The 12,602-nt window shown below is 70.0% G+C and carries 13 protein-coding genes and 1 pseudogene; 6 read left to right on the forward strand and 8 right to left on the reverse strand.

Annotation, left to right across the window (positions count from 1 at the left end):
- Positions 1-4: 4 nt before the first annotated feature.
- Positions 5-1,669: a phosphatidylglycerol lysyltransferase domain-containing protein gene (locus B3D50_RS15675; protein ID WP_286952604.1), complete on the reverse strand. Its 1,665-nt coding sequence runs from the start codon at positions 1,667-1,669 to the stop codon at positions 5-7.
- Positions 1,670-1,799: 130 nt separating this feature from the next.
- Between B3D50_RS15675 and B3D50_RS15680 the strand changes: the two genes are divergently transcribed.
- Complete coding sequence (locus B3D50_RS15680) at positions 1,800-2,264, forward strand: superoxide dismutase (RefSeq protein ID WP_269296534.1); 465 nt, start codon at positions 1,800-1,802, stop codon at positions 2,262-2,264.
- A 69-nt stretch (positions 2,265-2,333) separates the two neighbouring features.
- Here the strand turns inward: B3D50_RS15680 and B3D50_RS15685 are convergent, their stop codons facing one another.
- Positions 2,334-2,591 (reverse strand): GlsB/YeaQ/YmgE family stress response membrane protein, encoded by a 258-nt coding sequence (locus B3D50_RS15685; RefSeq protein WP_040346361.1) that lies wholly within the window; start codon positions 2,589-2,591, stop codon positions 2,334-2,336.
- 157 nt (positions 2,592-2,748) lie between these two features.
- Here B3D50_RS15685 and B3D50_RS15690 point away from each other — a divergent pair.
- Positions 2,749-2,970: pseudogene (locus B3D50_RS15690) on the forward strand (helix-turn-helix domain-containing protein); the annotation flags it as partial.
- 127 nt (positions 2,971-3,097) lie between these two features.
- A complete protein-coding gene (gene hisN, locus B3D50_RS15695; RefSeq protein WP_286952606.1) occupies positions 3,098-3,880 on the forward strand; it encodes a histidinol-phosphatase in 783 nt (260 codons plus the stop codon).
- A 4-nt stretch (positions 3,881-3,884) separates the two neighbouring features.
- Here hisN and B3D50_RS15700 read toward each other — a convergent pair whose 3' ends face one another.
- From B3D50_RS15700 to B3D50_RS15710, 3 genes are all read right to left on the reverse strand, one after another.
- Positions 3,885-4,916 (reverse strand): alpha/beta fold hydrolase, encoded by a 1,032-nt coding sequence (locus B3D50_RS15700; protein ID WP_269296536.1) that lies wholly within the window; start codon positions 4,914-4,916, stop codon positions 3,885-3,887.
- Entirely contained in the window at positions 4,913-5,824 is a 912-nt protein-coding gene (locus B3D50_RS15705; RefSeq protein WP_269296537.1) for a class I SAM-dependent methyltransferase, read from the reverse strand. Before B3D50_RS15705 ends, B3D50_RS15700 begins: the two co-directional genes overlap by 4 nt.
- A 93-nt stretch (positions 5,825-5,917) precedes the next feature.
- Positions 5,918-6,718 (reverse strand): class I SAM-dependent methyltransferase, encoded by an 801-nt coding sequence (locus B3D50_RS15710; RefSeq protein ID WP_286952608.1) that lies wholly within the window; start codon positions 6,716-6,718, stop codon positions 5,918-5,920.
- Between the two features lie 264 nt (positions 6,719-6,982).
- Between B3D50_RS15710 and B3D50_RS15715 the strand changes: the two genes are divergently transcribed.
- The gene (locus B3D50_RS15715) at positions 6,983-7,456 is read left to right on the forward strand and encodes an Hsp20 family protein (protein WP_128719101.1); all 474 of its coding nucleotides are present in this window, start codon (positions 6,983-6,985) and stop codon (positions 7,454-7,456) included.
- Between the two features lie 67 nt (positions 7,457-7,523).
- On the opposite strand, the gene B3D50_RS15720 is transcribed toward B3D50_RS15715, so the two are convergent.
- The 3 genes from B3D50_RS15720 to gpmA all read right to left on the reverse strand — a co-directional run bounded on the left by B3D50_RS15720 (position 7,524) and on the right by gpmA (position 10,232).
- Positions 7,524-8,795: a pentapeptide repeat-containing protein gene (locus tag B3D50_RS15720; protein WP_286952610.1), complete on the reverse strand. Its 1,272-nt coding sequence runs from the start codon at positions 8,793-8,795 to the stop codon at positions 7,524-7,526.
- Between the two features lie 85 nt (positions 8,796-8,880).
- On the reverse strand, positions 8,881-9,510 hold the full coding sequence (locus B3D50_RS15725; protein ID WP_286952611.1) for a bifunctional diaminohydroxyphosphoribosylaminopyrimidine deaminase/5-amino-6-(5-phosphoribosylamino)uracil reductase RibD: 630 nt from the start codon (positions 9,508-9,510) through the stop codon (positions 8,881-8,883).
- Positions 9,507-10,232: a 2,3-diphosphoglycerate-dependent phosphoglycerate mutase gene (gene gpmA / locus B3D50_RS15730; protein ID WP_286952613.1), complete on the reverse strand. Its 726-nt coding sequence runs from the start codon at positions 10,230-10,232 to the stop codon at positions 9,507-9,509. Before gpmA ends, B3D50_RS15725 begins: the two co-directional genes overlap by 4 nt.
- Before the next feature lie 208 nt (positions 10,233-10,440).
- On the opposite strand from gpmA, the gene B3D50_RS15735 reads away from it, so the two are divergent.
- Both B3D50_RS15735 and B3D50_RS15740 read left to right on the forward strand, forming a co-directional pair.
- Complete coding sequence (locus B3D50_RS15735; protein WP_286952615.1) at positions 10,441-11,940, forward strand: phosphomannomutase/phosphoglucomutase; 1,500 nt, start codon at positions 10,441-10,443, stop codon at positions 11,938-11,940.
- 43 nt (positions 11,941-11,983) lie between these two features.
- Positions 11,984-12,602: FAD/NAD(P)-binding protein (locus B3D50_RS15740; protein WP_286952616.1), on the forward strand; the 619-nt coding region annotated here is incomplete at its 3' end.

Below are 12,602 nucleotides of genomic sequence, written 5' to 3' on the forward strand. Positions count from 1 at the left end.
GCGGTTATTTCTTCAGCCCCAGCAGGCCCAGCCAGCCGCCGCTGGTCAGCAGGGCCACGTCCAGCAGGGCCAACGCCAGGGGCGTGGTCGTCGGCGCAGCGATGAACTTCGGCCGCCAGGCGGGGCCGAACTTGGCCTTGTAGGCGCGCAGGCCCTGGAAGCCGTAGACGGCGCCCCCCTCCTCGAACACCAGGGCGCCGACGCGGGCGAAGACCGGGGCCATGCGGCGGTCCTCCAGACCCGATAGGGGCGCCATGCCCAGATCCAGCCGCTCCATCCCCTGCTCGCGCGCCCACTGGGCCGTGCGGGTGAACAGATAATCCATGATCCCGTGTGGTCCCTCGGGGTCATGCCGCATCAGGTCGATCATCGCTTCGCGCCCGCCCGTCCCGACCAGAAGATTGGCGAAGGCGACGATGCGGCCGTTCTCGCGCGCCACGGCGATCGGCGAACGGTCCAGATAGTCGATGTCGAACCGGCCCAAGGAGAAGGCCTTCTCCGAGCCGTTGTGGTGGTTCAGCCAGGCGTCGGACACGGCGCGCAACTCGACCTCTAGCGCCCGCGCCGCCCCCGGCGGCGCCACCTCGAAGCTGGCGCCCTCGCGCTCGGCCCGGTTCACGGCGGTGCGCAGGTTCTGCTTGCCCTTGCCCTCGGTCGTGAAATGGGCGGCGTCGATCACGGCGGCCTCGCCCACCTTGCGCATGGCCAGGCCCAGCGTCGCCAGGTCGGCCAGCAGCCCCTCGCTCACCGAATAGAAGACCGCCGCCCCGCCGTAGCTGTCGGCCATCTCGGCGAAGGCCCACAACAACTCCAGCCGCTCTTCCTTCAGTCCGGCCGGTTCGCTCATAGCGATCCAGCGGCGGCCGCGCACGCGATAGGCGATGAAGCTGCGCCCTGACGGGCTGAACAACAGGGCCTTGTCGCCCAGCAGGGCCAGGCTCGCCTCGGGCGTGGCGATATCGGCCGTCTCCAGCGCCTGACGGGCGCGTTCGACGTCGGCGGGCGCGGCCGGGCCGTGGCTGCGGGCGCCCGGCGCCGTCAGCAGGGAGCGCACCCCGACCGCCAGGGTCAGCAGAGCCAGCACCGCCCCGGCGCGCAGGAAGCCCGAAGCCTGCTTGTCCACTAGGAAGGTCCACCACAGCTCGTCGGTATAGGCGGTGTCGCGATAGGCGAAGAAGCCCAGCCACAGCATGGCCGCCACCGCCGCCGCCAGCATCAGCAGCCAGCCCGGCCGCAGCGGCTCGCCCAGGCGCGAGCGGCGATTGAAGGCCGAGCGGCATGGCGTCAACAGGGCCGCCGCCAGGGTCAGCTCGATCGCCTCCTCCCAGTCCAGCCCCTTCATCAGCGAGAAGACCGCCCCCACCAACAGGACCGCCAGCGCCGCGTAATAGGCGCCCCGCCGACGTCGCCACAGACCCGCAGAGATCAGCAGCAGGACAAAGCCCGTCACGCTCGCCGCAAAGTGGGACAGGTCGATCAGCAACGGCGGATAGAAGCGCCCGAGCGCGCTGAGCCGGTCGCTGAAGGCGGGCGTCGCCGCCGACAGCAACATCACCCCGCCCAGCAGGAAGGTGGCGACCGCGAACATCTGCGGCGTCAGCTCATAGGCCAGTCCCGCCAGGCGACGCGTGATCCGCCAAGGGTCGTGTTTTGCGCTCGGTTTGGTCAATCAACCTCCGAAGAGCAAGAATCGGTCGTTTGAGGCGAGTAAAAGGTCATTTCAGGGCAGAGGAAACCATCAGAGATCACGGGGGTTCATTTTTTCGCGAGCGCCGGGCTCGCCCTTTCAGGAGTTTCTCATGATCCGCAAGACCGCCCTGCTGACCGGCATCGCCGGCGCCTTCCTCATCGCCGCCCCGGCTTTCGCCCAGGACGCCACGACGCCGCAGACGCCCGAACCGGCTCCCGCTGAGGCGGCCGCGGCTCAACCCCAGAGCCTGACCCTGACGCCGGGCTCGACCGTCAAGGGCAGCGACGGCGCCGAGATCGGCAAACTGGTCGGCGTCCAGAACGGCGCCAACGGCCAGGAACTGACCGTCCGCACCGCCGACGGCCAGGTCCGCCCGGTGCCTCTGGCCGGCATCCGTCAGGACGGCGCCGACATCGTCGTCGACGCCAGCGCCTCGGACATTCAGTCGGCCGCTCCGATCGCCTCGGACACGGCTGAACCCACCCCGGACGCGGCGGCTGACGCCCCTCCGGCCGACACGCCGCCGGCCGATGAGCCGACCAGCGACGAACCGCACGGCGACGAACCTCACTAAATCGTCTGGTTCGACGGCAAAAGGGGCGGCCCGACGGGCCGCCCCTTTTTTCTTGTGTGATAACGGCGATCAGGTGCGCCGCTTCACCAGACCGAGCAGGAACAGCAGAACCACCGCGCCGATGGTGGCCACGATGACCCCCACGATCCAGTTGCCCGCCGCGTCCACGCCCAGCAGATTATTGGCCAAAAACCCGCCGATCAGGGCGCCGACGACGCCGACGATCAGATTGGTGAGCAGGCCGTGATCCCGTTTCATGATCTTTTCCGCCAGCCAGCCGGCGACGATGCCGATGATGATCCAGGCGATAAATCCAAATCCACCCATGCTTCTTCCTTCCTGCAAGGCTCACTGCCTTCGCCGTTAATGCGCGGGCGGGTGTCGGGTTGCGCCGCGGGTCAAGGGCGACAACGGCACGACGCTTGCGGCGAAACGCCTCGTCCGTGCCGATTCGGCACAGGCCGAGAGAGACAGGAGAGTCGTCATGCCCGCCGAGATCGACCTTCACCTGGGTCGTCGCCTGCGCCGCCGTCGCCGCCTGCTGGGCCTGACCCAGCAGCAGCTGGGCGACCGTGTCGGCATACGGTTCCAGCAGATCCAGAAGTACGAGTGCGGCGCCAACCGCATCTCGGCCGCCCGTCTGTGGGAGCTGGCCGAGGCGTTGCAGACGCCGGTCAGCTACTTCTATGACGGCGCGGGCGAAAGCCCGGACAACAGCCAACCCCGCCCCGACGCGCCCCTGGCCGCCGCCGCCTGATCGCCTACCCGGTTCACTGAACGCTTAATTCAATGAATTTGGGGCCATCACGCTCGGGGCGGTGTATGGCCGGGGCATGACCGAGCTGGAATCCTTCGCCGTCGCCCTGTCGCATGAAGCGGCCCGCGTCGCCCTGCCCTTCTTCCGCGGCGACTTCGCCCAGGAGGACAAGGGCGGCCCCGGCGCCTTCGACCCCGTGACCGAGGCCGACCGCGCCGCCGAGGCGGCCATCCGCCGCCTGATCGCCGCCCGCTATCCCGACCACGGCGTCATCGGCGAGGAATACGGCGAGGATCGCCCCGAGGCCGACCATGTCTGGGTGCTGGATCCGATCGACGGCACCCGCGCCTTCATCGCCGGCCTGCCCCTGTGGACCACCCTGATCGCCCTGCGCCAGGAAGGCGCGCCCGTGATCGGCGCCGTGGGCCAGCCCTATCTGGACGAGGTCTTCCTGGGCGGCCCGTCGGGGGCGCGCCTGCTGAAAGGCGGACGCGAGACCCCGCTGAAGACCCGCGCCTGCCCCGATCTGGGCCAGGCCCTGATCGCCACCACCGATCCCGAGATCTTCGTCGGCGCCGACCGCGCCGCCTGGGACCGCCTGCGCGCCTCGGCCCGCCTGGCCCGACTGGGCTGCGACGCCTATGCCTACGCCATGGTCGCGGCCGGGCGCATCGACCTGGTGGCCGAGAGCGAGCTGAAGGTCTGGGACTGGTCGGCGCTCAAGCCCCTGGTCGAGGCTGCGGGCGGCCGCTTCACCGACTGGCGCGGCGCGGCGCCGCACGACGCCGACGGCCGCGTTCTGGCGGCCGGCGACGCGCGCCTGACCGATCAGGCCCTGCCCCTGCTCGGCCTGTCCTGACGGATCAGGCCGGTTCGGCGGTCCGCGCGGCCGGAGAGGCCGAAGGCGCGGCGGCGCCCGGCGCCACATAGTCGGCCAGGGCGTCGAACTCGTGCAGGAAGACGCCGCGCAGGTCGTCGACCTCCATGATGACCTCATGCTTGGCCGTCGGCACCTCGACATAGCGGCCGCGGCCCATGCGGCGGGCCGCCCAGCGGTTGGTCTGTTTCCACACCTTGTCGTCCTCGGCCGCCTGAACCACGCAGACCGGGATCTTCACGCTCTTGAGCGCGCGCGGCTTCAGCGCCCGCTCGCCCGCGTCCAGGGCGAAGGCCAGCCAGCCCCAGGTCGGGCCGCCGATGGCCAGGTGCGGGCAGGCGTAGAGCTGCTGCCGCCACAGATCGTAGCGCGCCTGGTCCGAGGTCAGGCCGTCCTTCTCGAAGGTGTGGTCGAAGGGATCGTCCGGGTCGTCCAGCACATAGTCCCCGGCCTTGCCGTGACGCAGGGCCCAGCGCACCGCCAGCTTGACCGTCCACATCGACCGCTTGCCGGTCTTGATGCGCAGCATGGGGCTGGACAGGACGGCGCCGGCGAAGCGGGTCTCTTCGCCCTCCAGCGTCAGCAGGTTCAGGGCGCCGCCCATCGAGTGGCCGACCATGATCCACGGCTTGGGCGCGCGCGCCTCATAGGCGTCCAGCAGGCGTGCGTAGTCGTCGAGAAACTCCTCGACCGCGCGGGCGTGGCCGCGCAAGCGGTCCGGCAGCAGCCGCGCCGACAACCCCTGGCCGCGCCAGTCATGCGCCAGGACGCAGAAGCCGCGCGCCAGGAAGTTGCCGATCAGCTCGAAATATTTCTCGATCGGCTCGGTGCGGCCGGGGCTGAGAACGACCGTCCCGCGCGGCGTCTTGGCCTGCAGGGTCGAGGGCGTCCAAAACCCGGCGCGCAGGCGCAGACCGCCGGCGCCGCGGAACCAGTCGCCCTCGCCCCCCGGCGGACTGGCGGCGCCGGGCACCCCCATCAGGGGCGCATGGGCGGCGAAGGCGGCGGTGCGGCTCACTCGGGCTTCCTGAACTTCAGCGTCATGCGGTCGCTTTCGCCGATGGCGTCATACTTGGCCCGATCGAACTCGGGATCGGCGGGCTGCCCCAGGGGCGCCGTCAGCCGGCGCGGCGGCAGGGTTTCGACGCCGAACGGATGGTCCTTGGTGTCGGCCGGATTAGCGTTGATCTCGGACGCCTCGACGAAGATGAAGCCGGCCTCCTGGGCCAACTGCTTGACGAAGGCCTCCTGCACATAGCCGTTGGCGGCGGCCGGATCCTGATCCTCGTCCGGCTGAAGGCGATGCTGCTCGATGCCCAGGATGCCGCCGGGACGCAGGGCCGCGAAGGCGTCGGCGAAGGCCTTTTCGGCGATCCCCGCCGCCATCCAGGCCTGGATGTAGCGCATGAACAGCACCATGTCGGCCGTCCCCGCCGGCGCCACCGGCGGCGAGCCGGGACCGAAGGCGGTGAACTGCACCGGGCCGTACAGCTTCTTGTCGGCCAGGATGCGGGCCTTCAGGGCGTTGTTGATGGCCACCTGGGCCGGATCGGCGTTCGGCCCCTCGACGAAGCCCGCCAGATAGAGGCTGCCGCCGCCCTTGTTCAGATAAGGGGCCAGGATTTCGGCGTACCAGCCGCTGCCGGGCCAGAAATCGACCACCGTCATCTTCGGCTGCAGGCCGAAGAAGCGCAGGGTCTCGACCGGGTGGCGCCAGACGTCGCGCGCCTTGTCGTCCGCCGGACGCCAGGCCCCGGCGACCGCCCATTCCAGCGAGCCTTCCGGCGGGCCCTTGGGCGCTTCGGGCGCGGCGGGCGTCGGCGCCTCTTCCTTGCGTCCGCAGGCGGCCAGGCCGAACAGGGGCGCGACCAGGGCCAGGGCGCTGGCGCCGGTCAGGACGGATCGCCGCGTCGATCGTTCTGTCATGCGCGCTTCCTCTCGCCGCCGGGTGTCTTCGCTTGGGGCTTAAGGCGCTTCTGCGCCAGCGTCAAAACCACGCACTGCATTGTCATCGGGCCGTCAGTCCGCCGCGTTGGGCTTGCGGAAACGCAGGGTCATCCGGTCGCTCTCGCCGATGGCGTCCAACGCCGCCCGCTCCTCCGCCGTCAGAGCCCGGCCGTCGCGCTCCGAGGTGCGCGTGGGCTTCAGCGTCCACACCCCGAACGGATGGTCGCGGTCGTCCTTGGCATTGGCGTTCAGCTCGCTGCGGGCCTCCAGTTCAAAGCCGGCGCGGCGGGCGGCGTGGATGAGCCAGCTCTCGGGGACATAGCCCGTCGGCGCCGTCTCGGTCACGTTCAGCCCCTCGGCCGCGCGGTGCTGCTCGACCGCCAGAACGCCGCCGGGCTTCAGCGCCGTGAAGAAGGCCGCCAGATAGGGTTCGACCCGGCCGTCGCGCGACCAGTTGTGGAAGGCGCGGGCCACCACGACCATGTCCGCCGTCCCGTCGGCGACGCCCATGCCCTCGGTCGGGCGATTGACCGGGACGTAGCGCCCGCCGGTCGCTGCCGCATAGGGCTCAAGGATGTTGCGCCACCAGCCGGCGCGGCCCGGCTCGATCTCCACCACCGTCAGGCCGGGCTGCAGGCCCCAGAAGGTCAGGGTCTCGAACGGATGACGCTCGCCGTCGCGGGCGCGGTCGGCCTCAGGCCGGGTCGTCGCGGCCACGGCCGCCTGAAGCGCCGCATCCTCAGAGAAGCTCGGCATCTCCATCGACAGGCCCTGGCGGTGCGGCAGCGGCGCAGCGTCCGGCGGGCCCGATTGGGCGAGGGCGGGCGAGGCGAGCAGGCACGCCGCGACGGCGCTGAGGACGAGGGTTCGCATGACGGGCTCCGGTCGATCCTGGACGACGAAGGTAAAACCCATACGGCGCTTCGCGGCGACGGCAAGGCGCAGAGGCCGAAAGCGACGATTTTGCGCGCCCCTTGCGCCGGAAAAACGACCTCCTACCTCTTCATCCGAGAGCGCCGATCCCGGGCTCTCCAGACCTGACGGGGCCGATTTCGGACCGCCGGGACTGAAACCCTCCGTCGTCCGGGGCCAAATCGCCGGGCGGCTCAACCTTGCTGAATGTCAGAAGGATGACCCATGCGTACCTATGATTTCTCGCCGCTGTACCGTTCCGCCGTCGGTTTCGACCGTCTGGTTCGTCAGTTGGAAAGCGCCGCGCGCTCCAGCCAGGAAAACGGCTGGCCTCCCTACAACATCGAGACGACCGGCGAGGACGCCTATCGCATCGAGATCGCCGTCGCCGGTTTCTCGGCCGATGAGCTGAACATCGAGGCGAAGGAGAACCTTCTGACCGTCACCGGCAAGAAGGCCGCCAACGACGACGGCCAGCGCACCTTCCTGCATCGCGGCCTGGCCGAGCGCGACTTCGAGCGCCGCTTCCAGCTGGCCGACTATGTGGTGGTCAAGGGCGCGGCCCTGGCCAACGGCCTGCTGACCGTCGAGCTGAAGCGCGAACTGCCTGAGGCCCTCAAGCCCCGCAGCATCGAGATCGCCACCGGCTCGTCCCTGATCGAGGGCCAGGTCGAGACCAAGGCCAAGAAGGCGGCCTAAAGGCCACACGCCTGACTGAAAAGTCGAAGGGGCGGCGCTCGCGTCGCCCCTTTTTCGTGCGCCTTCCCTAGGCTGCGTGCAGGTCCGCCGGGTCCAGCCCGCGCGCGCCGCTCGTCTGAGCGCCGGTGAAGTCGGCTTGCTTGGTCTGGGCGCCGTGCAGGGTCGCCCGGCTCAGATCGGCATCGACCATCACGGCCCGGCGCAGGTCGGCCCCCGTGAGGTCGGCGCCGCGCAGGATCGCCCCGGTCAGATCGGCGGGCAGCAGGCGATCCGCCGCCAGCATCAGCGGACCCAGCTGGGCCTCGCGCAGGTCGGACCCGTTCAGCCGCGCCCGCGCCAGCCGCGCGCCGCGCAGATCGGCCCGGCGCAGATTGGCCGAGCGCAGGTCCGCGCCCTCCAGTTGCGCGCCCTGAAGCTGCACCCCTTCCATGTCCAGGCCGTAGAAGACCGCCCCCTTGGCCGAGAGGGCCGTCAGGTTCAGCCCGCGAATGGTGACCAGCGGCCGCAGATCCACCCCGTCGAACACCGAGGGCTGGCCCTCGGCCCCGCCCGTTTCGCACCATTGGGCGTGGTCGCGCAGCATCTCGGCGGCGGGCATCTGGCTGACCGGCTCGCCCGCCGGGCGGTTGTCGACCAGGGCGCCGTCCATATTGGCCCCGTCGGTTCGCCACATGGCGGCCTTGACCCCCACCAGAACGGCGTCGCTGAGGTCCGCCCCTGACAGGTCGGCGCCCGACAGGTCGGCCCCGGCCAGGTCGGCGCCGCGGAAGCTGGCCTGTTTCAGATTGGCCCGGACCAGCTTGCAGTCCTTCATGATGGCGTCGGTGAAATCGGCGGCCACGGCGACGACGCCGGTCATGCGCGAGCGCTGCAGATTGGCGCCCGCCAGCACGGCGCCCTGCGCCTGGGTGTCGGCGCGCTTTCGCGCCTCGACGACGCGGAAGCCCAGCTTGGCGTCCTTGGCGGCGATGGTGCCTTCGCGCAGGTCGGCCTCGAACAGATCGGCCCCCGACAGGTCCGCGCCGCGCAGGCAGGCCCCGCGCAGGTCGGCCCGGCGCAGGCTGGCGTCGACCAGGGTCGCATCCTGCATGTCCGCGCCGAAGAAGTTGGCGTTGTCCAGCTTGGCGCCCGTCAGGTCGCAGCCAATCAGGCAGGCAGCGGTGAAGTCGGCGTCGGCCAGGTTGCGGCCGCGCAAGCTGACCCCCGACAGGTCCATCCAGGCGAAGACCGCCCGCGCCCCGCCCGGCCGCGCCTGCCACAGCCGGTCGTGCTTCAGGCAGACGGCGTCGACCTCTTCCTGAGTCAGCTTCCTGCGCACGGGTTCGACGGCCTCGCTCATGGGGCCGTTTATGGCTTACGCCGGATTAAGGAAGCTTTGCGGCAACAAGGGTTTTTCCGTCGCCTCCGCCCCGTCGCTGGCCGCCCTATTCCGTCAACAGGCCCTGTTCGCGCAGGGCCTCGGCCAGTTCGCCCTCTTGGGTCCACAGGCGGGTGTAGCCCGCCTCGCCCAGCCGGTTCAGCTCGGTCGTCAGATCGGCGCGTGCGGAGGCGGCGAACCGCCCGTCAAAGCCCGCGCCGTCCAGGCTGACGCGGACCATAGGCCGGCCCGTCTCCAGCCGGTGCAGGAAGCCTTCGCACAGGACGGCGGCCTCATCCGACAACAGCCCGGTCTCGACCGTCAGGCCCGACTGGCGCAGCCGCTCCGTCCCCCGCCCCGAGGCGAAAGGCGACGGGTCCAGCGCCGCGATCACCACCCGTTCCACCCCGGCCTCGGCCAGGAAGTGGGCGCAGGACTTGCGGCCCGACGAGCGGGCGCCGCACGGCTCCAGCGTCACATAGGCGGTCGCGCCCCTCACGGCCTCGCCCGCCTCGGGCACGGCCTGTTCCTCGGCGTGCGGACGCCCGCCCGGCGCCGTCGCCGCCTCGGCCAGCACGACCCCGTCCTTGACCAGGACGCAGCCGACCGCCGGATTGGGCCAGGTCTCGCCCATGCGGCTCAGGGCCAGATCAATGGCCCGCCGCATGAAGACAGCGTCGTCCGCCGCCCCGCTCACGCGCCCGCTCTCGCAATTGGGGGCAGGGCCTGCGCCCGCCCCTCGTCCAGATAGCGGGCGGCGACCGGCTTCAGGTCCGCGTCCAGATCGATCTCCAGCGGGTTGCCGGTCGGGATCTCAACGTCGACGATCCTGTCGTCCGGCACCGCGAACAACAGCTTGACGATGGCGCGCAGGGAGTTGCCGTGGGCGGCGATCAGCACGTCCTCGCCCGCCTTCAGGCGCGGGGCGATCTCGGCGTCCCAATAGGGCTGCACCCGGTCCAGCGTCGTCTTCAGGCTCTCGGTGTCCGGGATTTCCTTGCCGGCGTAGCGAGGATCCGCGTCGAAATCGAACTCGCCGCCCGGCGCCAGCGGCGGCGGCGGCACGTCATAGCTGCGGCGCCAGACCTTGACCTGGTCCTCGCCGTGCTTGGCCGCCGTCTCGGCCTTGTCCAGCCCGGTCAGGCCGCCGTAGTGGCGCTCGTTCAGGCGCCAGTTCTCGATCACCGGCACATCCTTCAGCCCAGCCGAATCCAGCGCCAGGGCGCCGGTGCGCTTGGCCCGCTTCAGCACCGAGGTGAACATGACCGCAGGCTTGAAACCCGCCTCGGCGATCAGCTCGCCGCCGCGCCGGGCCTGGGCCTCGCCCTCCGCCGTCAGGTCGACGTCGACCCAGCCGGTGAAGCGGTTTTCCAGGTTCCATTGGCTCTGGCCGTGGCGCAGCAGGATCAGGCGGGTCATCAGGGTCTCCGGGAGCATCCGTATCTGGGTTTCTCGCTAGGCCCCCGACGCGGGGGCGGTCAAGGTTTCGCCGCTCGATGAAATCATCCAATGACGCAGCGCAGCGATAACAAGGGTCGCGCGTTGTGGCCTCTCGAGCAGGGGGAGGCTATAGGCCGAGGCAGAACAGCGGCCCCCGCTCTCCCCAGCGGCCCATCTAGGAAGACTTATGCAAAAGCCCCGTCAGGATATCCGCCCCAACACCGCGGAATATGAAACCCTGCCCCTGGTCAAGCCGACCGGCTTTCGCGAATACGACGCCCGCTGGATTCTGGAAAAAGAGATCAACCTGCTGGGCATCCAGGCCCTGGGCCTTGGCCTGGCCACCTATGTCCACGAGATCGGCCAGACGCCGAAGATCGCCGTGGGCCACGACTTCCGCGGCTATTCCCTGTCGGTGAAGCAGGCGCTGATCCTGGGCCTGCTGGAAGGCGGCATGGAGGTGCTAGACATCGGCCTGGCCCTGTCGCCCATGGCCTATTACGCCCAGTTCGCGCTGGACTGCCCCTGCGTCGCCATGGTCACGGCCAGCCACAATGAGAACGGCTGGACCGGCGTGAAGATGGGCGCCCAGGCCCCCCTGACCTTCGGCCCCGATGAAATGGGCCGGCTGAAGGAGATCGTCCTGAACGGCCAGGGCGTGGCCCGTCCCGGCGGCCGCCTGGAGCGCGTCGAGGGCTTCCGCGAGACCTACATCAAGGACGTGGCGTCCAAGGTGAAGCTGTCCCGTCCGCTGAAGGTCGTGGCCGCCTGCGGCAACGGCACCGCCGGCGCCTTCGCCCCCGAGGTTCTGCGCCTGATGGGCGCCGAAGTGATCGAGATGGACACCGACCTCGACTACACCTTCCCTAAATACAATCCGAACCCGGAAGATCACGCCATGCTGGTGCAGATGGCGGCCAAGGTGAAGGAGACGGGCGCCGATCTGGCCCTGGGCTTCGACGGCGACGGCGACCGCTGCGGCGTGGTCGACGACACGGGCGAGGAGATCTTCGCCGACAAGATCGGCCTGATGCTGGCCCGCGACCTGTCGGCCATCCACCCGAACGCCACCTTCGTCGTCGATGTGAAATCGACCGGCCTGTACAAGACCGACGAGGTGCTCAAGGCCAACGGCGCGACCACCGTCTACTGGAAGACCGGCCACTCCTACATCAAGCGCAAGACCGCCGAACTGGGCGCCCTGGCCGGGTTCGAGAAGTCGGGCCACTTCTTCCTGTCGGGCGATCTGGGCCACGGCTATGACGACGGCCTGGTGGCGGCGGGCGCCGTCCTGGCCATGCTGGACCGCAACCCCGGCAAGAGCCTGTCGGAACTGAAGTCCGCCCTGCCCGACGCCTGGACCAGCCTGACCATGTCGCCGCACTGCGATGACGAGCTGAAGTACGACGTCCTGGCCAAGATCGTAAAGGAGTACGAAGACCTGGCGGCCGCCGGCGGCGAAATTCTCGGCCGCAAGATCGTCGAGGCCATCACCGTCAACGGCGTGCGTGTCCACCTGGAGGACGGCTCCTGGGTGCTGGTCCGCGCCTCCTCCAACAAGCCCGAACTGGTCGTGGTGGTCGAAAGCATGCGCTCCGCCGACGACATGCGCGACCTGTTCCGCAAGGAAGTGAAGCCCCGCCTGGCCGCCCACCCGGAAATCGGCGCCTTCAACCAGGAAATCTGATTCCGGTTTGACCGGCGGCGGCGTCGTGGACGATGCTCGTTCAATGAACGCCGCCGCCGCCTCCCTACCCGTGATCATCGTCGGCGGCGGATTCTCCGGCGCCATGCTGGCCGCGCGCCTGGCCGAACTGGGGCAGGCCACGGTCCTGATCGAGCGCGGCGAACAGGTCGGCCTCGGCGTCGCCTATTCCACGCCGCTGGACGACCACCGGCTGAACGTCCGCGCCGAGCGGATGAGCGCCCGCCCCGACCGGCCCGCCGACTTCACCGACTGGTTGGCGCTCCACGCCCCCGCCTTCGCCGATCCGAACGGCTTCGCCCCGCGCCGCCTCTACGGCCTCTATGTGCAGGCTCGCTTGGCCGAGGCCGAGGCCGCCCCTCCCGGCCTGATCCGCCGAGTGAAAGGCGAGGCCGTCCGCATCGAGGGCGAGACCGTCATCCTCGCCGACGGCGCCCGCATCCCCGGCCGCGCTGTGGCGCTGGCCACCGGCAACCCGCCGCCGCGCCCCGCCGTCGCAGGCGATGGTCCCCGCCGCATCGCCGATCCCTGGCGGCCCGACGCCCTGGCCGCGATCGCCCCCGACGATGACGTGCTGATCCTCGGCTCCGGCCTGACCATGGTCGATGTCGTTCTGGCGCTTCAGGCCCAGGGCTGGCGCGGCC

The sequence above is a fragment of the Brevundimonas sp. UBA7507 genome, from assembly GCF_002478355.1.
In the GTDB taxonomy this organism is placed as follows: domain Bacteria; phylum Pseudomonadota; class Alphaproteobacteria; order Caulobacterales; family Caulobacteraceae; genus Brevundimonas; species Brevundimonas diminuta_D.